At 65.5% G+C, this 23,602-nt stretch carries 24 protein-coding genes and 1 pseudogene; 16 read left to right on the top strand and 9 right to left on the bottom strand.

The genetic code is table 11. The features are described from left to right. The first annotated feature begins 108 nt into the window (after positions 1-108). The 5 genes from CRO07_RS14125 to CRO07_RS14105 all read left to right on the top strand — a co-directional run bounded on the left by CRO07_RS14125 (position 109) and on the right by CRO07_RS14105 (position 3,457). Entirely contained in the window at positions 109-741 is a 633-nt protein-coding gene (locus CRO07_RS14125) for an ATP-dependent Clp protease proteolytic subunit (RefSeq protein WP_097031314.1), read from the top strand. Between the two features lie 117 nt (positions 742-858). Beyond that, the gene (gene clpX, locus CRO07_RS14120; protein WP_097031313.1) at positions 859-2,124 is read left to right on the top strand and encodes an ATP-dependent Clp protease ATP-binding subunit ClpX; all 1,266 of its coding nucleotides are present in this window, start codon (positions 859-861) and stop codon (positions 2,122-2,124) included. 117 nt (positions 2,125-2,241) lie between these two features. Continuing rightward, complete coding sequence (locus CRO07_RS14115; protein WP_097031326.1) at positions 2,242-2,616, top strand: NADH:ubiquinone oxidoreductase subunit NDUFA12; 375 nt, start codon at positions 2,242-2,244, stop codon at positions 2,614-2,616. Next, positions 2,616-3,089, top strand: a complete 474-nt coding sequence (gene mlaD, locus CRO07_RS14110) for an outer membrane lipid asymmetry maintenance protein MlaD (RefSeq protein ID WP_097031312.1) — start codon at positions 2,616-2,618, stop codon at positions 3,087-3,089. The genes CRO07_RS14115 and mlaD overlap by 1 nt, the downstream gene beginning before the upstream one ends. Then, entirely contained in the window at positions 3,086-3,457 is a 372-nt protein-coding gene (locus CRO07_RS14105; RefSeq protein ID WP_097031311.1) for a DUF2155 domain-containing protein, read from the top strand. The genes mlaD and CRO07_RS14105 overlap by 4 nt, the downstream gene beginning before the upstream one ends. On the opposite strand, the gene aat is transcribed toward CRO07_RS14105, so the two are convergent. From aat to accB, 3 genes are read right to left on the bottom strand one after another with little or no spacing between them, the layout of a single operon-like run. Next, positions 3,406-4,050: a leucyl/phenylalanyl-tRNA--protein transferase gene (gene aat / locus CRO07_RS14100; RefSeq protein ID WP_097031310.1), complete on the bottom strand. Its 645-nt coding sequence runs from the start codon at positions 4,048-4,050 to the stop codon at positions 3,406-3,408. The two genes, CRO07_RS14105 and aat, sit on opposite strands and share 52 nt — an antisense overlap. A 19-nt stretch (positions 4,051-4,069) precedes the next feature. Next, positions 4,070-5,416: an acetyl-CoA carboxylase biotin carboxylase subunit gene (gene accC / locus CRO07_RS14095; RefSeq protein WP_097031309.1), complete on the bottom strand. Its 1,347-nt coding sequence runs from the start codon at positions 5,414-5,416 to the stop codon at positions 4,070-4,072. A gap of 7 nt (positions 5,417-5,423) precedes the next feature. Then, positions 5,424-5,912, bottom strand: a complete 489-nt coding sequence (gene accB / locus CRO07_RS14090; RefSeq protein ID WP_097031308.1) for an acetyl-CoA carboxylase biotin carboxyl carrier protein — start codon at positions 5,910-5,912, stop codon at positions 5,424-5,426. A gap of 255 nt (positions 5,913-6,167) precedes the next feature. On the opposite strand from accB, the gene CRO07_RS14085 reads away from it, so the two are divergent. From CRO07_RS14085 to preA, 3 genes are all read left to right on the top strand, one after another. Then, a complete protein-coding gene (locus tag CRO07_RS14085) occupies positions 6,168-7,505 on the top strand; it encodes an NAD(P)-dependent oxidoreductase (protein WP_097031307.1) in 1,338 nt (445 codons plus the stop codon). A 63-nt stretch (positions 7,506-7,568) separates the two neighbouring features. Beyond that, positions 7,569-8,108 (top strand): DedA family protein, encoded by a 540-nt coding sequence (locus CRO07_RS14080; protein ID WP_097031306.1) that lies wholly within the window; start codon positions 7,569-7,571, stop codon positions 8,106-8,108. 72 nt (positions 8,109-8,180) lie between these two features. Beyond that, positions 8,181-9,485, top strand: a complete 1,305-nt coding sequence (gene preA / locus CRO07_RS14075) for an NAD-dependent dihydropyrimidine dehydrogenase subunit PreA (protein ID WP_097031305.1) — start codon at positions 8,181-8,183, stop codon at positions 9,483-9,485. A gap of 377 nt (positions 9,486-9,862) precedes the next feature. On the opposite strand, the gene CRO07_RS14070 is transcribed toward preA, so the two are convergent. The 4 genes and pseudogenes from CRO07_RS14070 to CRO07_RS19130 all read right to left on the bottom strand — a co-directional run. Next, the gene (locus CRO07_RS14070; RefSeq protein ID WP_097031304.1) at positions 9,863-10,114 is read right to left on the bottom strand and encodes a hypothetical protein; all 252 of its coding nucleotides are present in this window, start codon (positions 10,112-10,114) and stop codon (positions 9,863-9,865) included. Positions 10,115-10,288: 174 nt separating this feature from the next. Beyond that, the gene (locus CRO07_RS14065; protein WP_097031303.1) at positions 10,289-10,441 is read right to left on the bottom strand and encodes a transposase; all 153 of its coding nucleotides are present in this window, start codon (positions 10,439-10,441) and stop codon (positions 10,289-10,291) included. 330 nt (positions 10,442-10,771) lie between these two features. Further along, the gene (locus tag CRO07_RS14060; RefSeq protein WP_097031302.1) at positions 10,772-11,377 is read right to left on the bottom strand and encodes a TetR family transcriptional regulator C-terminal domain-containing protein; all 606 of its coding nucleotides are present in this window, start codon (positions 11,375-11,377) and stop codon (positions 10,772-10,774) included. An 875-nt stretch (positions 11,378-12,252) separates the two neighbouring features. Next, positions 12,253-12,483, bottom strand: a pseudogene (locus tag CRO07_RS19130) (TetR/AcrR family transcriptional regulator); the annotation flags it as partial. 243 nt (positions 12,484-12,726) lie between these two features. Here CRO07_RS19130 and CRO07_RS14050 point away from each other — a divergent pair. The 6 genes from CRO07_RS14050 (at position 12,727) to CRO07_RS14025 (ending at position 19,104) form a co-directional block, all read left to right on the top strand. Beyond that, positions 12,727-13,986, top strand: a complete 1,260-nt coding sequence (locus CRO07_RS14050) for a Zn-dependent hydrolase (protein ID WP_097031301.1) — start codon at positions 12,727-12,729, stop codon at positions 13,984-13,986. A 120-nt stretch (positions 13,987-14,106) separates the two neighbouring features. Next, positions 14,107-15,558, top strand: a complete 1,452-nt coding sequence (gene hydA / locus CRO07_RS14045; RefSeq protein WP_097031300.1) for a dihydropyrimidinase — start codon at positions 14,107-14,109, stop codon at positions 15,556-15,558. Further along, on the top strand, positions 15,558-16,358 hold the full coding sequence (locus tag CRO07_RS14040) for an ABC transporter ATP-binding protein (RefSeq protein WP_097031325.1): 801 nt from the start codon (positions 15,558-15,560) through the stop codon (positions 16,356-16,358). Before hydA ends, CRO07_RS14040 begins: the two co-directional genes overlap by 1 nt. A 24-nt stretch (positions 16,359-16,382) precedes the next feature. Further along, positions 16,383-17,246 (top strand): ABC transporter permease, encoded by an 864-nt coding sequence (locus CRO07_RS14035; RefSeq protein ID WP_097031299.1) that lies wholly within the window; start codon positions 16,383-16,385, stop codon positions 17,244-17,246. Continuing rightward, the gene (locus tag CRO07_RS14030) at positions 17,243-18,094 is read left to right on the top strand and encodes an ABC transporter permease (protein WP_097031298.1); all 852 of its coding nucleotides are present in this window, start codon (positions 17,243-17,245) and stop codon (positions 18,092-18,094) included. The genes CRO07_RS14035 and CRO07_RS14030 overlap by 4 nt, the downstream gene beginning before the upstream one ends. 29 nt (positions 18,095-18,123) lie before the next feature. Continuing rightward, positions 18,124-19,104 carry an ABC transporter substrate-binding protein gene (locus CRO07_RS14025; protein WP_097031297.1) on the top strand — a complete coding sequence of 327 codons (981 nt, stop codon included), beginning with the start codon at positions 18,124-18,126 and terminating at the stop codon, positions 19,102-19,104. Between the two features lie 69 nt (positions 19,105-19,173). On the opposite strand, the gene CRO07_RS14020 is transcribed toward CRO07_RS14025, so the two are convergent. Further along, positions 19,174-20,529 carry an FAD-binding oxidoreductase gene (locus CRO07_RS14020; protein ID WP_097031296.1) on the bottom strand — a complete coding sequence of 452 codons (1,356 nt, stop codon included), beginning with the start codon at positions 20,527-20,529 and terminating at the stop codon, positions 19,174-19,176. 60 nt (positions 20,530-20,589) lie between these two features. Further along, positions 20,590-21,084 (bottom strand): hypothetical protein, encoded by a 495-nt coding sequence (locus tag CRO07_RS14015; protein WP_328589349.1) that lies wholly within the window; start codon positions 21,082-21,084, stop codon positions 20,590-20,592. A 160-nt stretch (positions 21,085-21,244) separates the two neighbouring features. Here CRO07_RS14015 and CRO07_RS14010 point away from each other — a divergent pair, with 160 nt between their 5' ends. Both CRO07_RS14010 and CRO07_RS14005 read left to right on the top strand, forming a co-directional pair. Next, entirely contained in the window at positions 21,245-22,090 is an 846-nt protein-coding gene (locus tag CRO07_RS14010; protein ID WP_097031294.1) for a fumarylacetoacetate hydrolase family protein, read from the top strand. A gap of 125 nt (positions 22,091-22,215) precedes the next feature. Continuing rightward, a complete protein-coding gene (locus tag CRO07_RS14005) occupies positions 22,216-23,505 on the top strand; it encodes a helix-turn-helix transcriptional regulator (RefSeq protein ID WP_097031293.1) in 1,290 nt (429 codons plus the stop codon). Positions 23,506-23,602 lie beyond the last annotated feature (97 nt).

Here is a 23,602-nt window from a genome sequence, read left to right as displayed (position 1 = left end):
AAAAGTTCATTTCCGCCCCCCGCCCTTGCGGGTGCCCGAGCGCGCCACTAAGATTCGAGTAACTGGTTGACGATAATCCTTGCACAAGTCACGGGACAGCAGGCGCACATGAAAGACCCTATCGATCTCTACATGAACACTCTTGTGCCGATGGTGGTCGAACAGACCAGCCGTGGCGAAAGGGCCTATGACATCTTCAGCCGGATGCTGAAGGAACGGATCATCTTCCTGTCGGGCCCGGTGCATGACGGCATGTCGTCGCTGATCTGCGCGCAGCTTCTGTTCCTTGAGGCGGAAAACCCCTCGAAGGAAATCGCGATGTATATCAACTCGCCGGGCGGGGTTGTGACGTCGGGCCTGTCGATCTACGACACGATGCAATACATCAAACCCAAGGTCTCGACGCTGGTGATCGGGCAGGCGGCCTCGATGGGGTCGCTGCTGCTGACGGCGGGCGAAAAGGGGATGCGCTTCTCGCTGCCCAACAGCCGGGTGATGGTGCACCAGCCCTCGGGCGGCTATCAGGGTCAGGCCACCGACATCATGATCCACGCGCGCGAAACCGAAAAGCTGAAGCGGCGCTTGAACGAGATCTATGTCAAGCACACCGGCCAGGATCTCGAAACGGTCGAGGCCGCGCTGGAACGCGACAACTTCATGTCAGCGGAAGACGCCAAGGCCTGGGGCCTGATCGACGAGATCCTGGAAAGCCGGGGCAAGATGGACGACACGTCCAAGTGACGGTCACGCCCCCGTGGCGGGTGCCGCGGGGGCGATTTGGCGTTGTGAAGGTCTGGGGCTTGGCCTAGACTTTCGCTTCAGGCCGGCAGGCCACAAGGCGCACGGCAGAGGACGACGATGGCTAACAATTCTGGCAGCGACAGCAAGAACACGCTCTACTGCTCTTTCTGCGGCAAGAGCCAGCATGAGGTGCGCAAGCTGATCGCAGGACCGACGGTGTTCATCTGTGATGAGTGCGTCGAGCTCTGTATGGACATCATCCGCGAGGAAACGAAGTCGAGCGGTCTGAAATCGGCCGACGGCGTGCCAACCCCGCGTGAGATCTGCAAGGTTCTGGACGATTATGTGATCGGCCAGATGCACGCCAAGCGCGTGCTGTCGGTGGCGGTTCACAACCACTACAAACGGCTGAACCATTCGTCCAAGACCGACATCGAACTGTCAAAGTCGAACATCCTGCTGATCGGCCCCACCGGCTGCGGCAAGACGCTTCTGGCGCAGACGCTGGCACGCATTCTGGACGTGCCCTTCACCATGGCGGATGCGACCACGCTGACCGAAGCGGGCTATGTCGGCGAGGATGTGGAAAACATCATCCTCAAGCTGTTGCAGGCATCCGAATACAATGTCGAACGCGCACAGCGCGGCATCGTCTATATCGACGAGGTCGACAAGATCACCCGCAAGTCCGACAACCCCTCGATCACCCGCGACGTATCGGGCGAGGGCGTGCAGCAGGCGCTTCTGAAGATTATGGAAGGCACGGTGGCCAGCGTTCCGCCGCAGGGCGGGCGCAAACATCCGCAGCAGGAATTCCTGCAAGTCGACACGACGAACATCCTGTTCATCTGTGGCGGCGCCTTTGCCGGACTTGAAAAGATCATCGCTCAGCGCGGCAAGGGATCGGGCATCGGCTTCGGTGCCGATGTGAAAGACCCTGACGCCCGTGGCGTGGGCGAATTGTTCAAGGAACTCGAACCCGAGGATCTGCTGAAGTTCGGTCTGATCCCGGAATTTGTTGGCCGTCTGCCGGTGATCGCCACGCTGACCGATCTGGACGAGGCCGCTCTGGTCACCATCCTGACGGAACCCAAGAATGCGCTGGTGAAACAGTATCAGCGCCTGTTCGAGATCGAGGGCGTGAAGCTGACCTTCACCCCGGACGCTCTGGTTGCGATCGCCAAGCGCGCGATCAAGCGCAAGACCGGCGCGCGGGGCCTGCGCTCGATCATGGAGGACATCCTGCTCGACACGATGTTCGAACTTCCGGGTCTTGAGGGGGTGGAAGAAGTCGTGGTGAACGAAGAGGCGGTGAACAGCGGCGCCAAACCGCTGCTGATCTATACCGAACTCACCAAGAAAAAGGATGCCACCGCCAGCTAACCCGGCGACCGGCAGAAAAAGGCGGGCCTTGGCCCGCCTTCTTCTTTTCTGCCGTTGGCGCTGGACCTCGGCGCCGGCATTTGCCATATCGGGGCGACAGATTTCGGAGGCTCGCGGATGTCCCTTCTCAAGCGTGCGATCACCTGGTGGACAGGCCAGTCCATCGGCACCCAGCTTTTCACCTGGCGCAACGGCGTGAAGGTGGGCGAGGATGAGCAGGGCAACATCTTCTACGCCTCGAAAGACGGCAAGCGCCGCTGGGTGATCTTCAACGGCGAGATCGAAGCCAGCCGGATCAGCCCCGATTGGCACGGATGGTTGCACAACACCTGGGACGAGCCGCCGACCTCGCGTCCGCTGGCCCACAAGCCATGGGAAAAACCGCATGTCGAGAACCTGACCGGAACCGACGCGGCCTATGTTCCGCCGGGATCGATCCGCCGCCCCGAACCCGTCGCGCGCCGCGACTACGAGGCATGGCAACCCGAGTGATGGCCGAGAATCGTTCAGAAGTTCTGGCCGGGGCAGCGGTGCTTGCGGCGGCCATAGGTTTTCTTGTCTATGCCGGGCAGGTTGCCGGCCTGTCGCGTGACAGTGGCAGCTATCCGCTGAAGGCCAGTTTCCGCTCGGTCGAAGGGATCACGGTCGGCACCGATGTCCGCCTTGCCGGCGTCAAGATCGGCACCGTCACCGACCTTGCGCTGAACCCCCAGACCTATTTCGCCGATGCCACCATTTCGGTGCGCAACGGGATCGAGATCCCATCCGATTCGGCGATCCTGATTTCGTCCGAGGGGCTGTTGGGCGGCAACTTCGTCGAACTGGTGCCGGGGGGCGCGCTCGATGTTCTGGGGGCCGGAGACGAGATCGAGGATACCCAGGGCGCCGTCAGTCTGATTACCCTGCTGATGAAATTCGTCGGCAGCGGGTCAGACGATGCTGCCGAGCCGAGCGGGGGCAAATGAGGTTCCTTACCGCGCTTCTGCTTCTGTCCGCACCCGCTTTTGCGCAGGATGTGCAGACGACGGATGCGCCCGGCGCACTGTTGCGCTGGCTGGACAAGATGTCGGGCGAAACCGCGGATGTCGAACTGGCCGTCGGCCAGTCGGCGGTCAGCGGCCATCTGACGATCCGGCTGGATGCCTGCCGCTATCCTTCGGCCGACCCGGCGTCGGACGCGTTCGGCCTTCTGACGATCCGGGATGCGCGCGCCTTGGATCCGATTTTCGCGGGCTGGATGATCGCGTCAAGCCCGGCGCTGTCTGCGCTGGATCATCCGCGCTATGACGTCTGGCTGTTGCGGTGCAGCACCATGGCCGGATCGGCCGAATAACCGTCCGGCGTAAAATTCGCACGTCCGTGCAATGCCTTGGCAAGGCGGCGGTGATACTCGGCGCGCGAAATCTCGATCGCACCGAGCGAGGCGAGATGCGGGGTCAGGAACTGCGTGTCGAACAGCACGAAGCCGCCCGCCTTCAGCCGGTCCACCAGAAACGCCAGCGCGACCTTTGACGCATCGGTGCGGCGCGAGAACATGCTTTCCCCGAAAAACGCCCGCCCAAGTGTGACGCCATAGACGCCGCCCACCAGACTGTCGCCCTCCCACACTTCCAGCGAATGGGCGTGGCCCATGGCATGAAGCCCCGCGTAAAGCGCAAAGATCGTCGGGTTGATCCAGGTCTCGTCCCGGTCGGCGCAGGCGGCGACGGTGCCGGCGAAATCCCTGTCGACCGCGATCCGCCAGCCCATCCGCCGGATGCGACGGGCAAGGCTGCGCGAGATATGGAAGCCTTCCAGCGGAAAGATCCCGCGCCGTTTCGGATCGACCCAGTGGATTTCATCCGATGTGCGCGCCTCGGCCATGGGGAAGATCCCCATGGCATAGGCCTGCAACAGAAGCTGGGTGGTCAGCGCGGGCGGGCTCATGCGCCGCCCGCGCGCGATCTTAGCCGAACTGGGCGGCGAGCCATTTTTCCAGCCAGTGGATGTTGTAGTCGCCGTGCTGGATATCGGGTTCGGCCAGCAGGGCGTGGAACAGGGGCACCGTGGTATCGACGCCGTCCACAATCAACTCGCCCAGTGCGCGATGCAGACGGGCCAGCGCCTCGGGCCGGTCGCGGCCATGCACGATCAGCTTGCCGATCAGGCTGTCGTAATAGGGCGGGATCGAATAGCCGCCATAAAGCGCCGAATCCATCCGAACACCAAGCCCGCCCGGCGCGTGGAACACCCGCACCTTGCCCGGACAGGGGGTGAAGTTCGGCAGCTTTTCCGCGTTGATCCGCACCTCGATGGCGTGGCCGTTGATTTCCAGCGCCTCTTGGTCCAGCGACATCGGCAGGCCGGCGGCGACGCGGATCTGTTCGCGCACCAGATCGACACCAAAGATCGCTTCGGTCACCGGATGTTCCACCTGAAGCCGGGTGTTCATCTCGATGAAGTAGAACTCGCCGTCTTCATAAAGGAATTCGATCGTGCCGGCGCCGATATAGTTGATGCGCGCCACGGCCTCGGCACAGATCCGGCCGATCTTCGCGCGCAGTTCGGGCGTGATGACCGGGCCGGGGGCTTCCTCGAACACTTTCTGGTGGCGGCGTTGCAACGAACAGTCACGCTCGCCCAGATGGACCGCGCGCCCCTTGCCGTCTCCGAACACCTGAATTTCGATGTGACGCGGCCGCTGGAGGTATTTCTCCATATAGACTTCGTCATTGCCAAAGGCGGCCTTGGCTTCGGAACGTGCGGTGCGGAAGGCAACCTCCAGTTCCTCGGCGTTGCGCGCGACCTTCATGCCGCGCCCGCCGCCGCCGGCCGTGGCCTTGATGATGACCGGGAAGCCGATGGATTGCGCGACACCGATCGCCGCTTCGTAATCCGGCACGCCGCCGTCGGAACCGGGAACGCAGGGCACGCCCAACGCCCGCATGGTTTCCTTGGCGGTGATCTTGTCGCCCATGATGCGGATGTGGTCGGCGGTGGGGCCGATGAACTCGATCCCGTGGTCCTGCAACGCCTGCGCGAAGGCCGCATTTTCCGACAGGAAGCCATAGCCGGGGTGGACCGCCTCGGCGCCGGTGATCTCGCAGGCCGAGATGATCGCGGCCTTGCTGAGGTAGCTGTCGGTGGACGAGGCCGGGCCGATGCAGACGCTTTCATCGGCCATGCGCACATGCATGGCGTCGGCGTCGGCGGTGGAATGGACGGCGACCGATTTGATCCCCATCTCCCGGCAGGCGCGGATCACGCGCAACGCGATCTCGCCGCGGTTGGCGATCAGGATCTTCTCGAACATTCCGGCCTCACTCGATGATCATCAGCGGCGCGCCATATTCCACCGCGGTGCCGTCACCGACGAGGATGCGCTTGACCGTGCCCGCGCGCGGGGCGGGAATGTGGTTCATGGTTTTCATCGCTTCGATGATCAGAACGGTCTGGCCTTCCGCCACCGTCGCGCCCACGGCGACGAAGGGCGTGGCACCCGGTTCGGGCGCAAGATAGGCGGTGCCGACCATGGGCGAGGTCACGCAGCCCGGATGCAGTGCCGGATCTTCGACCGCAGCGGGGGCGGCGGCAGCGGTCGGGGCCGCGACGGCGGCGGGGGCTGCCTGCATCACCGGGGCTGCGACCTGCGTCGTCACGATATTGGCCTGTTTGACCACACGCACGTCGAGGCTGTCATCCTCGCCGTATTCCCGCTTGACCGAGAGTTCCGTGAGTTCGTTCTTGTTCAGAAGCTCGGCAAGCGCCTGGATGAAGGCGACATCGGCCTCGGTGTTGTTCTTGCTCATGTCCGTCCTCGGTTGGCTTTTTTGCCGGATGGGGGCGCGCACCCCATCCGGGCGCGCGGCTTCGCTGGCTTATACGCAAGGTTCGCGGGGGTGAAAAGCGCCAGTTCGTCGCGAGAAGGCGGGGTATTGCCGCTTTTTAAGGCCACAGCGCCGGCGGACGGCGCTTCGCGGCCGTTTGGATTATTTACCGTTTGATAAAAAATCTGACCCGTGGCAGCCTGTCCCCATAAACAATAGCTCAGGGAGGGCACCACCTTGTCCACAAGCCAGCTTACCCCCGGCGTGGTGCCGGGGCGTCTGCCAGCGGAAGCCTATTGTCGGAACTTCGCCGATCTCGAGGCCCCGCTTGGCCCCCACGAGGCGCGGGTGGCGGCGGATCGCTGCTATTTCTGCCACGATGCGCCCTGCGTGACCGCCTGTCCGACCGCGATCGACATTCCGCTGTTCATCCGCCAGATCGCAACCGGCACCCCCGAGGCCGCGGCCCGCACGATCTTTTCGCAGAACATCCTTGGCGGCATGTGCGCCCGCGTCTGCCCGACCGAGCAGCTTTGCGAACAGGTCTGCGTCCGCGAGGTGGCCGAGGGCAAGCCGGTCGAGATCGCCCGCCTTCAGCGCCACGCCACCGACATTCTGATGGCAAAGGCGCCGCATCCCTTCAGCCGCGCCCCGGCAACCGGCAAGCGCGTGGCCGTGGTCGGCGCCGGCCCCGCGGGCTTGGCGGCCGCGCACCGTCTGGCGATGCTGGGCCATGAGGTGACGATCTTCGACGCGCGCCCAAAGCCCGGCGGGCTGAACGAATACGGCATCGCCAGCTATAAGGCGCCCGGCGATTTCGCGCAGCAAGAGGTGGATTGGCTGCTGTCGATCGGCGGCATCACGCTGGACTGCGGCAAGGCTCTGGGGCGAGAGGTGACGCTGGATGGCCTGCGCGCCAGCCATGACGCGGTGTTTCTTGGCATGGGTCTTGCCGGCGTCAACGCCCTGCGCGCCGAGGGCGAGGATCTACAGCATGTCCGCCCCGCGGTTGATTTCATCGCAGCCCTGCGTCAGGCCGAAGACCTTGCCAGCCTTCCGGTCGGCCGCGATGTGGTGGTGGTGGGCGGCGGCATGACCGCGATCGACGCCGCCGTTCAGGCGAAACTGCTGGGCGCCGAGACCGCAACCATCGTCTACCGTCGCGGACAAGAAAAGATGAGCGCCTCTCGCCACGAACAGGACCACGCCACCTCGCACGGGGTGCGCATCATCTGCAACGCGGCGCCGGTCAAGGTGCATGGCAACGGCACGGTGCGCGAGGTCGAATTTGCCTATACCGCAGACGGACCGGGCGGCCTGACGCTTTTGCCCGAAACCTTCCGCCTGAAGGCGGATCAACTGTTCACCGCCATCGGACAACGTCTGGGCGATGTGCCCGAAGGGCTCGCCCTTGCCGAGGGCAAGATCGCCATCGACGCCTCGGGCCGCACCAGCCTTGCCGGCGTCTGGGCTGGCGGCGATTGCGCGACCGGCGGCGAGGATCTGACGGTCACGGCGGTGGCTCAGGGCCGCGATGCCGCCATCGACATCCATGCCGCACTGATGCGGCCATGACGCCCGCTTGCACCCCGGGCACCTTCGGGCTAGGCAGCCCTACCCTTGGCTGCGGAGCCCCCCATGGATGCCCTGACCGATGCGACCCTGGCCTTCATCGGCGAAAATCGCGCCTGGGCCTTGTGGATCGCGCTGGTCTTCGCAGCGGCGGAAACCACGGCCTTTCTGTCGATCCTGATCCCCTCGACCGCGATCCTGTTCGGGGTGGGGGCACTGGTGGCGACCGGCGGGCTGGATTTCACCCCGATCTGGATCGGCGCCTCGCTGGGGGCGATGCTGGGCTCGTTCTTCTCGTATTGGCTGGGCTGGCGCTTCGGTCCCAGGGCGCTCGAGATGTGGCCGATGCGCGACCATCGCGCGCTGATCCACCGCGGCACCCAGGCCTTCGCCCGCTGGGGCGCGTTCACGGTGCTGATCGGCCATTTCTTCGGCCCGCTGCGCGCCGTCGTCTTCGTGATGGCCGGGGTGTCGCGGCTGCCAGCCTGGCAGTTCGTCCCGGTGAACATCCTTGGCTGTATCGCCTGGGCCTGGGCCACCCCCAAGTCCGGCGAGATCGGCGGCAACATCCTCGGCTATCTCTGGTCCCTCGTCACGGGCGGCTGATCCCCGCTGCCCGTCCCAAGACACCGCTTCAGGCCGCACCGCGGCCCGCTTTCGCTTGTTAGGGAAACACCCATGGCCAACCTTCAGTCCGACTTCATCGGCATCAAATCCCCCAACCCGTTCTGGCTGGCCTCGGCGCCACCGACCGACAAGGAATACAACGTCCGCCGCGCCTTTCAGGCCGGCTGGGGCGGCGTGGTCTGGAAAACGCTGGGCAGCGAAGGCCCGCCCGTCGTCAACGTGAACGGCCCCCGCTATGGCGCGATCTGGGGCGCTGACCGCCGGCTTCTGGGCCTGAACAACATCGAACTCATCACCGACCGCCCGCTCGAGGTGAACCTGCGTGAGATCAAGTCGGTGAAACGCGACTACCCGGACCGCGCGCTGGTCGTCTCGCTGATGGTGCCCTGCGACGAGGATTCGTGGAAGGCGATCCTGGCCCATGTCGAGGATACCGGCGCCGACGGTGTGGAACTCAACTTCGGCTGCCCGCATGGCATGGCCGAACGCGGCATGGGCTCGGCGGTGGGGCAGGTGCCGGAATATATCCAGATGGTCACGGCCTGGGTGAAAAAGCACAGCCGCATGCCCTGCATCGTGAAACTGACCCCCAACGTCACCGACATCCGCAAACCGGCCGAGGCCGCCAGACGCGGCGGCGCCGATGCGGTCAGCCTGATCAACACCATCAACTCGATCACCGGGGTCGACATCGACGCCTTCGCACCGATGCCCACCATCGACGGCAAAGGCACCCACGGCGGCTACTGCGGCCCGGCGGTCAAACCCATCGCGCTGAACATGGTGGCCGAAATCGCGCGCAACCCGGCCACCCACGGCTTGCCGATCTCGGGCATCGGTGGCGTCACCACCTGGCGCGACGCGGTCGAGTTCATGCTGCTTGGCGCGGGCAATGTGCAGGTCTGCACCGCCGCCATGACCTACGGCTTCAGGATCGTGCAAGAGATGATCTCGGGCCTGTCGGATTACATGGACGCCAAGGGCTTTGCCTCGACCGCCGACATCGTCGGCCGCGCCATCCCCAATGTCACCGACTGGCAGTATCTGAACCTGAATTACATCACCAAGGCCCAGATCGATCAGGATCTCTGCATCAAATGCGGCCGCTGCTACGCCGCCTGCGAAGACACCAGCCATCAGGCCATCGCCATGTCGCCCGACCGCACCTTCACCGTGAAGGATGAGGACTGCGTGGCCTGCAACCTCTGCGTCGATGTCTGCCCGGTGGAAACCTGCATCACCATGCGCGAACTGCCCAAAGGCACCCCCGACCCGCGCACCGGCAAACCCGTAGGCGACTACGCCAACTGGCTCTCGCACCCCAACAATCCCGCGGTGCGCGACGCGGCCGAATAACCCCGAAAAGCGCCCGGCCAATCTCCTGGCTCATTGCGCATTTCGGGATACACCTGCCACGGCTGCCGAGAGTTCTCTCGGCAGCCGTCTGATTTTGTATGCTCAATCGTCAGAGCATCGCATGCGGATGGCGGAAGTTTTGTCCCGCCGCAGAACTGACCCGAAAAACCGCCGCAGGACTTCCGCGCCGTCCGAGACAGCCGATATCCCGTCCGCTCCCGGGGGCCTTCTTGAACGCCGAACGATCGAAGATCGCAGGGTCAAGACGCCCCAGCAACCAAGCCGTGCCGAAGTCTACCCCGCGGTGTCCGTCAATTTCACCCTGAATACCTGTGGCGGCCGCTTTGGGGTGGCTGCGGATTTCATGATACCGGGGTTCAAGGGGAAAACGCCGCGAGCGTCGCGGCGCTGACAACCGGGCTGGGCGCCGACACCCCGTCGATCATCACGATCCCGCTGCCGCCCCAGAACAGAACCTCGATCCTGCCGCCACGCTTGCCCCCCCCGCCCGCGTGCGGCGCAAAGCCCAACTCGGCATGCGCCATGACGGGCAGCCCGTCGCGCCCCTTGCGGAAGTCCGCAGGCTTCGTCGCGATCACGATCCGGACGGCCTGATCCGGAACGACCACAGCACCGTCCTCAAGGCCGTCGCCAACTCCGGGCTACAGTCTGGCACAACATGCAAAACTCCGCAGCAAATCTCGACCTTGATCGACGCCCCTGCCTGCCAGCGCCCCGACTGAAGGATCTGCCAGTGGCTCGATCTCCAGCGGCACGAATGCCGGCGCCGCATCAATCACCCCTTACGCGCAGACCGAAAGCTGCCGGGCAATCAGCCCGAATTTTGCCGCATCATCGCTGACCCGCGCGCCGGGCTGAAAGCTCGCGGCAACAATCCGCGCCTTGAGGTCATCAGGCCAACGCCGCCCCTCGCAATGAACCTCGATCCGCGACACCCCCCTCCATCAGGTGCTCGTTTCCCAAATATCTCCCGCAAACTCGATTGCAGGACGGCATGCCCGAAGCCACATCACGCCGAAACCACCTGGCCCGCGCACCGCTCACGTTGGTTCGCAGGCTCTCCATGCGACGGCGGGCTGGCGATCTGCCAAAGATGCGGTCCCGCTTGATTTTGGTCGGCCTTCATACGGCCCGGAAACTGCCTGTTCCCCGCCGTCAAGGCCCGGATTCCGGAAGGCCTCGCCAATCTCCCCGGCCGCTTTTCATTCTGGCCCAAATATCCCACGGGGGTCCGGGGGTGTGAAGCCCCCGGCGCCGTCCTCCCCTCAGACCGCCAGAAGCTTGCGGAACAACACCTCCAGATAGCCCGCCGCTGCCGGATACGGATCTTCCCCCTCCAGGACCGCGCGCACCTGAACGTCGAAATCGGCATAATGCTGGGTCAGCGCCCAGATCGAGAAGATCAGATGCACCGGATGCAGCCGCGCGATCCGGCCCTCGTCCATCCAGCGGGTCAACACGGCGGCCTTGTCCATCACCAGCGGGCGCAACTCGCCCTCGATCACCGCACGCATCCGCGGCGCACCTTGCAGGATCTCGTTGGCAAACAGCCGGCTCTCGCGCGGGAAATCGCGCGACAGTTCCAGCTTGCGCCGCACATAGCCCAGAATTTCCGCCACCGGCTCGCCATCCGGGTTCATCGCCCGCAACGGATCAAGCCACACGTCCAGCAGCCGCGACAGCACCGCGACATGGATCGCCTCTTTCGAGGGGAAGTAATACAGCAGGTTCGGCTTTGACAGCCCCGCCACTTCGGCGATCTGATCGAGTGTGGCGCCGCGGAATCCCTGCTGCGAAAACACCTCAAGCGCGGCTTCAAGGATCGCCTCCGAGTTGCGGCGCTGGATCCGGGTTTGCCGGTGCTGGCTCATGCGGGGCGGCCCTTTCTGGCAGGCAACGGCGGCAACCTGAGTGCTGCCGGGAGGTGATGCTAAACCAAAGCTGACCGGATGGTCAAACCGGCCAGCCGCGTGCCGTGTCCGTGCCTCTGCGGTTCGCTGGCAGGATGGGATGCGGTTTCCCAGATCCCACGCAACCGCGGCCCCAACCCAGCCTTTCCGCAACCGGGGACGATCCAGCCACGGCCGCCAGCTTCAACGCGTTCGTTCCGGGCCGCACACCGACTGCCGATGTGGCCGAAGGCAATGACACCGCCGGGATGGCCTCGCCCCTTGTCGTGCCGATGCAACAGCTATGGCGGCTTTTACATCGACCTGCTTTTGCATCGGCACGTTGCGCAAGGCCCCTGGGCCTCCGCCCGGGCGAGGCGATTGGCCCCGGCGACGCGGTGCTGGGGGCAGATGGCAGGGCGCATGGGGTGGGCCGGGCCGGCGGGCGCAGCTTTGGCCCGATCCGTTGGCCGCGTGGACTGCGCTGCACCCGATCCCCCTTGCCGCCGGCGGTCCTGGCCCGCCGATGGCGCCCACAGCCTGGCCCGGCGCCAGGGTGGTGCAACGGGGTGCCGTCACTGCGCGCCGATCCCGCGCAGGATGATCGCCTTGACGTCGGGGATGGCCACCCCCGGTCGGCATCCAACAGCGGGCGGCCATCGTTCAGCGTCTCGATCTGATGAGCGAAATCGGCGTGGGGCCGGATCGTAGCGTCAGCAGATCATGTGGATCGACCGACCGTATCCGTCCGTCGGAGATCCAAAGAGGGGAGCCGTTGTCAGGCTGTCGATCCAGTCGCGCAGCGCGGTTTCCAGATGATCCGGAATGACCGGCGCGCCATGCATCCCCTCGGATGCCTAGACCTTCGCGCCGAACCGATGCCGGCCCGAGATTTTCAACTTGCCGCCAAGATAGGCTCCGATGCCCTCGGCGGGGCAATCGGCTTTGTCAAAGACATCGGCCGCATGCAGCCAGATCTTGAAGATATCCTGCACCACCCGGCGATAGAGCGTCTCTTTCGTGGGGAAGTCATGGTGCAGATCGGCCTTGGGCAGCCCGGCCGTCGCCGCGATCATCTGCATGGTGGCGCCGGCAAAGCCCTACTTGGCATAGACTTTTTCCACCGCAGCCAGAATGGTGCGTTCGGTGTCGCGGCGGGTTGCCTCGCGTCGGGTGGGGCAGGCGTCGTCCGGAATGGGGCCGAGAATATTCTTGACCGATTGGTCAGGTTATGGTGCGCTTCGACCTGACCGGATGGTCGCAAAAAGAGCAACGAAAAAGAGTCTCGGCGCGACGCGGCCCACCGTGCGATGCCGGACAGGGAGACAACGATGGCCGACATTCCGGCCGCAGGCGAAAACCTGCGGATCAATGGCGAACGCCTGTGGGACAGCCTGATGCAGATGGCGCGGATCGGCCCCGGCATTGCGGGCGGCAACAACCGCCAGACCCTGACCGATGCCGATGCCGAAGGCCGCGCAGTGTTTGCCCGCTGGTGCGAGGAGGCAGGATGCACCATGGGTGTCGACGAGATGGGCACGATGTTTGCGACCCGTGCCGGCGAAGACCCCGATGCGCTGCCGGTCTATGTCGGAAGCCACCTCGACACCCAGCCCACGGGCGGCAAGTTCGACGGGGTGCTGGGGGTGCTGGGCGCGCTGGAATGTGTGCGCACGATGAATGACCTTGGCATCCGCACGCGGCACCCGATCGTCATCACCAACTGGACCAACGAGGAAGGCGCACGATTTGCCCCGGCGATGCTGGCCTCGGGCGTGTTCGCGGGGGTGCATACGCTGGATTATGCCTATGGCCGCCGCGATCTGGAGGGCAAGCCCTTTGGCGAGGAACTGGCGCGGATCGGCTGGAAGGGCGCCGAGCCGGTGGGCGCGCGCAGGATGCACGCCTATTACGAACTTCATATCGAACAGGGGCCGATCCTTGAGGCCGAGGGCAAGTCGATCGGCGTTGTCACCCATTGTCAGGGGCTGTGGTGGCTGGAATTCACCCTGACCGGGCGCGAGGCGCATACCGGATCGACGCCGATGACGATGCGGGTCAATGCAGGCCTTGCGATGGCGCGGATCTTCGAGATGGTGCAGGAAGTGGCAATGGCCGCGCAGCCGGGCGCGGTGGGGGGCGTGGGGCAGGTGACCTTTGCGCCGAACTCTCGAAACGTGTTGCCGGGGCGGGTGGTGTTCACGGTGGACATCCGCTCGCCCGATCAGGTCAAGCTGGATCGGATGCGGGCCGAGATCGAGAGCCGCGCGGCGGCAATCTGCGCCGATCTGGGCGTGGGCTGCGCGGTCGAAGCGGTGGGGCATTTCGATCCCGTCACCTTCGCGCCGGAACTGGTGGCCAATGTCCGCAAGGCGGCGGAAAAGCTGGGCCTGAGCCATATGGACCTGATCTCGGGCGCGGGGCATGATGCCTGCTGGGCGGCCCGGGTTGCGCCGGCGACAATGGTGATGTGCCCCTGTGTCGGTGGGCTGTCGCATAATGAGGCCGAGGAGATCAGCCCCGAATGGGCGGCGGCGGGGACGGATGTGCTGTTTCATGCCGTGCTTGAGACCGCCGGCGTGGTGGCGTGACGAACGGCCGGGGGGCTGTCTGCCCCCCGGACCCCCCGAGGATATTTGAGCCAGAATGAAATTGCGGGGCGGAGGTCGGGGCCGGGTGGCCCGCCGTCATGCGGGCGATGGAGAGGATACATGAGCACTGTCATCAGGAACGGGACGATCGTGACGGCCGATCTGACCTATCGGGCGGATGTGCTGGTCGAGGGCGGGGTGATCGCGGCGATCGGGCCCGGGCTTGGCGGGGATGAGGTTCTGGATGCCTCGGGCTGTTATGTGATGCCCGGCGGGATCGATCCGCATACCCATCTTGAGATGCCGTTCATGGGCACCTATTCAGCGGACGATTTCGAAAGCGGCACGCGGGCGGCGCTGGCGGGGGGCACCACGATGGTTGTGGATTTCGCGCTGCCGGCGCCCGGTCAGGGGCTGCTGGATGCGTTGGCGATGTGGCACAACAAATCCGGTCGGGCGAGCTGTGACTATTCCTACCACATGGCGGTGACCTGGTGGGGCGAGCAGGTGTTCGACGAGATGGCTGCCGTGGTGGGTCAGGGCATCACCTCGTTCAAGCATTTCATGGCCTACAAGGGCGCCTTGATGGTGAACGACGACGAGCTTTATGCCAGTTTCCGTCGCTGTGCCGATCTGGGCGCGCTGGCGATGGTTCATGCCGAGAATGGCGATGTGGTGGCCGAGTTGTCGGCGCGGCTGTTGGCCGAGGGCAACCGCGGGCCCGAGGCCCATGCCTATTCCCGTCCGCCGCAGGTCGAGGGCGAGGCCACCAACCGTGCGATCATGATTGCCGACATGGCGGGGGTGCCGCTTTATGTCGTGCATACCTCGTGCGAGGAGGCGCATGAGGCGATCCGGCGGGCCCGGATGCAGGGCAAGAGGGTCTGGGGCGAGCCGTTGATCCAGCATCTGACGCTGGACGAGGGTGAATATTTCCACCCCGACTGGGATCATGCGGCGCGGCGGGTGATGAGTCCGCCGTTCCGGGGCAAGAGTCATCAGGACTCGTTGTGGGCGGGGTTGCAGTCGGGGTCCTTGTCGGTGGTGGCCACCGATCACTGTGCCTTCACGACCGAGCAGAAGCGGTTCGGAATCAATGACTTCACGAAGATTCCGAATGGCACCGGCGGGCTTGAGGATCGGATGCCGATGCTTTGGACCCATGGGGTGGGAACGGGCCGCCTGACGATGAATGAATTTGTGGCCGTAACCTCTACCAATATCGCGAAAATCCTGAACTGCTATCCGAAGAAGGGGGCGGTTCTGGTTGGGGCGGATGCCGATCTGGTGGTGTGGGATCCTGAAAAGACCAAGGTGATTTCGGCGGGTTCGCAGCAGTCGGAGATCGACTATAATGTATTTGAGGGGCAGGTGGTGAAGGGCTTGCCGCGCTACACGATGACTCGGGGGCAAGTGGCTGTGATGGATGGGGAAATCCGAACGCAGGAGGGGCATGGCAGGTTCGTGGCCCGTGAGGCGCGGCCGGCGGTGAACCGGGCGTTGTCGGCCTGGAAAGAGTTGACGGCGCCGCGTCCGGTGGTGCGGTCGGGCCTTCCGGCTTCGGGGGTATGATGACGGACGGGAGTGCCAGTGACCGGCCGGTGATCGATGCGCAGAAGGTAGGGCTGACTTTCCAGACGGCAGACGGGCCGGTTCATGCGTTGAAGGATGTCAATCTTCGGGTGCTGAAGGGGGATTTCGTCTCTTTCATCGGGCCGTCGGGCTGTGGCAAGACCACATTTCTGCGGGCGGTGGCCGCGTTGGAGCATCCGACCGAGGGCCGATTGCTGGTGAATGGGATGACGCCGGAAGAAGCCCGCAAAAGAAGGGCTTACGGCTATGTCTTTCAGGCGGCCGGCCTTTATCCCTGGCGCACCATCGCCGGCAACATCCGCCTGCCGCTGGAGATCATGGGGTTTTCCCGCCCCGAGCAGGATCGGCGGGTAAAAGACGTTCTGCAACTGGTTGAACTGGAAGGATTTGGCAAGAAGTATCCCTGGCAATTGTCGGGGGGGATGCAGCAACGTGCCTCGATCGCGCGGGCGCTGGCGTTCGACGCCGACATCCTGTTGATGGACGAGCCATTCGGCGCGCTGGACGAGATCGTGCGCGACCGTCTGAACGAGGCGCTGCTGAAGCTTTGGGCGCGGACGGGCAAGACCATCGGCTTTGTCACCCATTCGATCCCCGAGGCGGTCTATCTCTCGACCAGGATTGTCGTCATGTCACCGCGCCCGGGCCGGATCACCGATGTGATCGAAAGCCCGTTGCCGCGCGAGCGTCCTTTGGACATCCGCGACAGTGCCGAGTTCATCGCGATCGCCCACCGCGTCCGCGACGGGCTGAGGGCGGGGCATTCCTATGACGACTGAGGCCCCCTTGCAGGAGATCGGCAGATGAGATCGGTGGGTCCGGTTCTGGCCGTGATCGCGGTGATCGTGGCGCTGTGGTATGCCGCCGCCGTGGGGATGAACGCGGCATGGGTGCGCGATCAGGCGGCCCGCGCCGGCACCGAGGTGTCGTTCCTTCAGATCGTTCCGCAGACCATGGCGCAGGAGCGCCCGGTGCTGCCTGCGCCGCATCAGGTGGCCAAGGGGCTGTGGGACGGGGTGACGGGGCAGGCCATCACCTCGAAGCGCAGTCTGGTCTATCACGGCTGGATCACGCTGTCGGCGACGCTGCTGGGGTTCGGGATCGGCACGGGGTTGGGCATTCTGCTGGCGGTGGGGATCATCCACAACCGCGCCATGGATCAAAGCGTGATGCCATGGGCCATTGCCAGCCAGACCATCCCGATCCTGGCCATTGCGCCGATGATCATCGTGGTGATGAACTCGATCGGGGTGTCGGGTCTGCTGCCGAAGGCGGTGATCTCGGCCTATCTCAGCTTTTTCCCCGTCGTGGTCGGAATGGTGACGGGCTTGCGCAGTCCCGATGCGATGCAGCTGGACCTGTTGCGCACCTATAACGCCGGCCGCGGCCAGACCTTCTGGAAACTGCGGCTGCCGGCCTCGATGCCGTATCTGTTTGCCTCGTTGAAGGTGGGGATTGCGGCCAGCCTTGTCGGCGCCATCGTGGGAGAGCTGCCGACGGGGGCCGTGGCGGGGCTGGGCGCGCGGCTGCTTCAGGGCAGCTATTACGGGCAGACCATCCAGATCTGGGCGGCGCTGTTTGCCGCCGCTTTCGTCGCGGCGGCGCTGGTGGGCATCGTGGGCGCGGTGCAGGCGGCGGTGCTGAAACGGATGGGGATGGCGCGATGATCTGGATTGTGTCCGCGCTGGTCTTCTGGGCCGCAACGCTGGCTTTGAACATCCGCATTTCGCATTCGCGGTTTTCCACCACGAAGGCCGGGCGGCTGGTGGTGCCGGCGATCTTCGGGCTGACCATTCTGGTGGTGTGGGAACTGCTGGTCCGCGGGCTTCAGGTGCCGTCGGTGATCCTGCCGCCGCCCTCGGCCATCGGGGCGCGGATCGCCGTCAGCCTGCCGGTGCTGTGGGGCGATTTCGTCCAGACCTTCGTCAAGGGCGCGCTGAGCGGCTGGCTGATCGGCTGCGGCGCGGCCGTGGCCACGGCCATTGCCATCGACCGCTCGCCCTTTCTGCAACGCGGGCTGTTGCCGGTGGGGAACTTCGTGGCGGCGCTGCCGATCGTGGGGATCGCGCCGATCCTTGTGATGTGGTTTGGCTTTGACTGGCAGTCGAAGGCGGCGGTCGTGGTGGTGATGGTGTTCTTCCCGGTGCTGGTCAACACCGTCGCGGGCCTTGCCGCGACCGAGGCGATGCAGCGCGACCTGATGAAGACCTATTCCGCCAGCTATACCCAGACCCTGCTCAAGCTGCGCCTGCCGGCGGCGATGCCTTTCATCTTCAACGGGCTGAAGATCGCCACCACACTGGCGCTGATCGGGGCCATTGTTGCCGAATTTTTCGGCAGCCCGATCCGCGGCATGGGCTTTCGGATCTCGACCGAGGTGGGGCGGCTGGGTCTTGACATGGTCTGGGCCGAGATTGCGGTTGCCGCGCTTGCGGGCTCGGCCTTCTATGGGGCGGTCGCGCTGATCGAACGCGGGATGACGTTCTGGCACCCGTCGCAACGCCGACAACAATAGCCCCCAACGGGTACAACACGGAGGTAGAGATGAAGCGACTTCTGACCGGAGCGGCGGCACTTGCGCTGACCGCGGGCGGGGCCTCGGCCGAAGAGGTGACGTTGCAGCTGAAATGGGTGACGCAGGCGCAGTTCGCGGGCTATTACGTCGCGCAGGATCAGGGCTTTTACGAGGAAGAAGGGCTTGAGGTCACCATCAAGCCGGGCGGTCCCGACATCGCGCCGGTTCAGGTGCTGCTGGGGGGCGGCGCGGATGTGATGGTGGACTGGATGCCTTCGGCGCTGGCCGCACGCGAGCAGGGCGCCGATATCGTCAATATCGCGCAGCCGTTCAAATCCTCGGGGATGATGCTGACCTGCCTGAAGGAATCGGGCGTGACCAGCCCGGCCGATTTCAAGGGCAAGACGTTGGGCGTCTGGTTTGGCGGCAACGAATATCCGTTCCTGAACTGGATGTCGAAGTTGGGCCTGCCCACCGACGGCTCGTCCGAAGGGGTGACCGTGCTGAAGCAGGGCTTCAACGTCGATCCGCTGCTGCAAAAGCAGGCGGCCTGCATCTCGACCATGACCTACAATGAATACTGGCAGGTGATCGATGCAGGCATTTCGGCCGATGATCTTGTGACCTTCAAATATGAAGATCAGGGTGTGGCCACGCTGGAGGACGGGCTTTACGTCATGGCCTCGAAGCTGGAGGATCCGGCCTTTGTCGACACCATGACCAAGTTCGTCCGCGCCTCGATGAAGGGCTGGAAATGGGCCGAAGCGAATCCCGATGCCGCGGCCATGATCGTGCTGGACAATGACGACACCGGCGCCCAGACCGAAGGCCACCAGAAGCGGATGATGGGCGAGATCGCCAAGCTGACCGCCGGATCGAACGGTGCGCTGAACGAGGCCGACTATCAACGCACCGTGGCCGCGCTGCTGGGTGGCGGCTCTGACCCGGTGATCTCGAAGGAACCGATGGGCGCCTTTAGCCATGCGATCACCGACAAGGCCCTGAACTGACGGGGCTGTGACCGGACGGGGTGCGTCTGTGCCCCGTCCATGCCTTCCTGTCGGCGCAAGGGCCGCGCCCTAGGGCAGCAGCTTGCCGGGGTTCAGGATGTCCCTTGGGTCAAGCGCCTGTTTCAGCGCCCGCATCGTGCCAAGGGCGGCGCCATGCTGCGCCTGCATCTTGGTGATCTTGCCCATGCCGATCCCATGCTCGCCCGAGATCACGCCGCCCAGCCGCAGCGCCAGATCCGACAGCAGCTCGGTAAACGCCTTCACCTGCCGCATCTCGGCCGCGTCGGCGGGATCGACCAGGATCCCGCAGTGAAAGTTGCCGTCGCCCACATGGCCGACGATGGCCTGCGTCAGACCGCGGGCGCGGCCTTCGTGCTGGGCGACCGCCACCGCCTCGGCCAAGGCCGAGATCGGCACGCAGACATCCGTGGACACCACCCGCGCGCCGGGGCGCAGGCTGCGGGTTGCGGCATGGGCATTGTGGCGCATCGACCACAGCGCGCGGCGTTCCTCGGGGCGGACGGACCAGGTGAAATCCTGCCCGCCGTGGTCGGCGGCGATCCCGCCGAACTGGGCCGCGGTCTCGGCCACGCCCGCCTCGGAGCCGTGGAACTCGACGAACAGATGCGGTTGTTCTGGCAGGCCCGCCTTGGCGTGCAGGTTGAAGCCGCGCACCATCATCTCGTCCACCAGTTCGATCCGGGCCACCGGCAGGCCCAGTTGGATCGTGGCGATCACCGTGGCCACCGCCTTGTCCACCGAGGGAAACCGGCAGATCGCGGCCGACTGTGCCTCGGGCTGGCCGAACAGGCGCAGCGTCAGTTCCGTGATGACGCCAAGCGTCCCTTCCGAGCCGACGAAAAGATGGGTCAGATCATAGCCTGTGGCCGACTTCCGCGCCCGGCTGCCGGTGCGGATCACTGTGCCACAAGCCTGGACAACCTCCAGCGCCAGCACCGCCTCGCGCATGGTGCCATAGCGCACCGCCGTGGTGCCCGATGCGCGGGTGGCGGCCATTCCGCCCAGCGTCGCATTGGCGCCCGGATCGACCGGGAAGAACAGGCCGGTGTCGCGCAGATGCGCGTTCAGCGCCTCGCGGGTGACGCCGGGCTGCACCACGGCATCCAGATCCTCGGGGTGGATGGCCAGAACCCGGTCCATTCCCGTCAGATCCAGCGCGATTCCGCCGCGGATCGCCAGATGATGCCCTTCCAGCGACGATCGCGCGCCCTGCGCCACCACCGGCAGCCCGTCCTCGTGGCAGATTGCCAGAATGCGCGACACCTCGCGCGTGGTCAGGGGCCGCGCCACGGCATCGGGCAGGGCGGTGGGATACCAGGCCTCGTTCTCGGCGTGCTGGGCACGCGCCGCGTCCGAGGTCAGAAGCCGGTCACCCAGAAGGTCGCGCAGTCGCTGGATCGTCATGGCCGTCCCTTTTTTCCTGTGGCGCACTGAACCCGCGGGCCGGCGCAGGGTCAATGCCGCTTACATCACCGCACCCACTTGCAAGGGCACGAATTCATGGTCACCAAGCCCCATCGCCTCGGATTTCGACCGCTCGCCCAAGGCGATGCGCAGCAGCAGATCATGGATCGCGCGCCCCACCGCCTTGATTCTGGCGCCATCGCTGACGATGGTGCCGGCGTTCAGATCCATGTCGTCACGCTGGCGCAGAAACATTTCGGTATTCGACGCGATCATGACCGTCGGCGCAGGTTTTGACCCAAAGGCCAAGCCGCGCCCGGTGCGAAAGGCGATCAGCGTGCCGCCCGAAGCGATCTGGCCCGTGACCGAGGCGGGATCATGGCCGGGGCGGTCCATGAAGGTGAAGCCGCGGCTGGTGATCGGCTTGCCATAGCGGAAGACGCCAGTCAGCGGCAAGGTTCCGGCCTTGGCCGCCGCGCGCGCGCGCCCCAAGCGATTTTCAAGGATCGTCGTCAACCCGGCTTTCTTGTTCCCCGGCGAGCAGGTGATGTCCATTGACCCGCCGGTGAAGGGTAACGGATGCGGCGCGGGCAATCGATGAAACCGGTATGCACGCATATCGGGCGGGGGGCCGACAGCTCTGGCCCTCGGCCGCCGAATCCGCCAGATTTCGCGCTAGGCGGGTCCGGCGGCCCGCGCGATCAGGGAGTTCGGAATGAAACTGCTGCGCCACGGACCTTCGGGGTCCGAGAAACCGGGGATGCTTTGCACCGATGGCACGATCCGCGATCTGTCGGGCGTGGTGCCCGACATCGCGGGCGAGGTGTTGTCGGATGCGGGGCTGGCGCGGCTGGCATCCCTTGACACCGCAGGCCTGCCGGTGGTCGCGCTCGGCACCCGTCTGGGGCCTTGCGTGGGCGGGATCGGCAAGATGATCTGCATCGGGCTGAACTATTCCGACCATGCCGCCGAGACCGGCGCGCAGGTTCCGCCCGAGCCGATCATTTTCATGAAGGCGACCTCGGCCATCGTCGGGCCCAACGATCCGATCCATATCCCGCGCGGATCGGACAAGACCGACTGGGAGGTGGAACTGGCCTTTGTCATCGGCAAGCGGGCGAAATATGTCCCCGAATCCGAGGCGCTGGCCCATGTCGCGGGCTATGCGGTGGCCAATGACGTGTCCGAGCGCGCCTTTCAGACCGAACGTTCCGGCCAGTGGACCAAGGGCAAAAGCTGCGACAGCTTCGGTCCGCTGGGTCCGTGGCTGGTGACGCGCGACGAGGTGGCCGACCCGCAGGCACTGGATCTGTGGCTGAAGGTGAACGGTCAGACCATGCAGCAGGGCACCACGCGGACCATGGTCTATGGCGTGGCCTTTCTGGTCAGCTATCTGTCGCAGTTCATGACGCTGCATCCGGGCGATGTGATCTCGACCGGCACGCCGCCCGGCGTGGGGATGGGGATGAAGACGCCGCGTTATCTGAAGCCGGGCGATGTGGTGGAACTGGGCGTCGAGGGGCTGGGGCACCAGCGGCAGGACGTGGTGGCCGACGCCTGACCGGGCCTTTGCGTCCGCCCTTTGATCCGGTGATCGTGCGGCGGGGTTGAAAACCCGCCCTGAAAACGCTTGTGCTTCCCCCGGAAATGACAGGATGATCCTGTAGCATTCCGGGGGGAAGCCTGATGCCGATGACCGCGCTGACCGGAAGCCGCGTGCGCGAGCGGCGGCTGCAACTGGGGTTGCGGCAGGCCGATCTGGCGCGGGCGGCGGGGATCTCGGCATCGTATCTCAACCTGATCGAGCACAACCGCCGCCGCATCGGAGACGAGGTTCTGGCCCGCCTTGCCCGCGCGCTGACCATCGAGACCGGCACACTGGCCGCCGGCGCCGAGGGTGCGCTGATCGAGGATCTGCGCGCCGCCGCCGCGGCCGGCGGCGATGACCAGCCCGAACTGGACCGGGTCGAGGATCTGGTCGGCCGCTTTCCCGGCTGGGCGCGGATGCTGGCGGCGCAGCATCGCCGCATCGGAAGTCTGGAACGCACGGTCAATGCGCTGAACGACCGGATGACCCATGACACCCATCTGAGCGAGGCCCTGCACGAGGTTCTGTCAGCCGTCAGCGCCGTGCGGTCAACCGCGGCGATTCTGGCCGAGACCGAAGACATCGCCCCCGACTGGCGGGCGCGCTTCCATGCCAATCTGCACGCCGACAGCGAACGGCTGGCGGTGGGGGCCGAGGCGCTGGTGGCCTATCTCGACAGTTCCGACGAGGATGACGAAACTGGCCTTGGCGCGCCGCAGGACGAGGTCGAAGGCTGGCTGGCCGCGCGCGGCTGGCACTTGCCCGAGCTGGAGGCCGGCGCAGGCCCCGCCGCGCTGGCGGCCGAAGTCGCGGGGCTGGCCTCGGCCGCGGCGCGCAGCATGGCGCGCGACTGGATCGCGCGGGCAGAGGCGGATGCGGCGGCGTTGCCGCTGATGCCGTTCCGGGCGGCGCTGGCCGAAACCGACGATCCGGTGCGCCTTGCCCGGCGGTTCGGCACCTCGGTCCTGTCGGTGTTTCGCCGCATGGCGACGCTGCCGGGCGCGCAGACCGGGCTGGTGATCTGCGACGGATCGGGGACGCTGGTGTTCCGCAAGCCGCCCGAAGGCTTCGTGCTGCCGCGCTTTGGTGCGGCCTGTCCGCTGTGGCCGCTGTTTGACGCGCTGGCCCGGCCGATGGCGCCGGTCGAAGCCATGGTCGAGCCCGCCAGCCGCACCCGTCGCCGCTTCCGCACCCGCGCCTTCTGCGAACCAAGCCTGCCCGGCGACTTTGCCGGCCCCGAACTGCGCGAAGCCGGGATGTTGATCGACCCCGCCCCGCCCGAAGCCGCCGCTGCCCCCGCGCGGGCCGTGGGCACCAGTTGCCGGATCTGCCCGCGCACCCCCTGTCCCGCCCGGCGCGAGCCTTCGATCCTGATCGAGGGGACGTGATCCTCGGCGCCCACGCCTGCGCATTGTCCGACGCTGGTGCTTTGACACTGCGCGCTTTTACGCCGATAGTCGCCCAAGGGGCCGCAGGAGGGGCGCC

It is taken from the genome of Cereibacter ovatus (genome assembly GCF_900207575.1).
Classification (GTDB): Bacteria; Pseudomonadota; Alphaproteobacteria; order Rhodobacterales; family Rhodobacteraceae; genus Cereibacter_A; species Cereibacter_A ovatus.
This window is presented reverse-complemented; position numbering and strand designations above follow the sequence as displayed.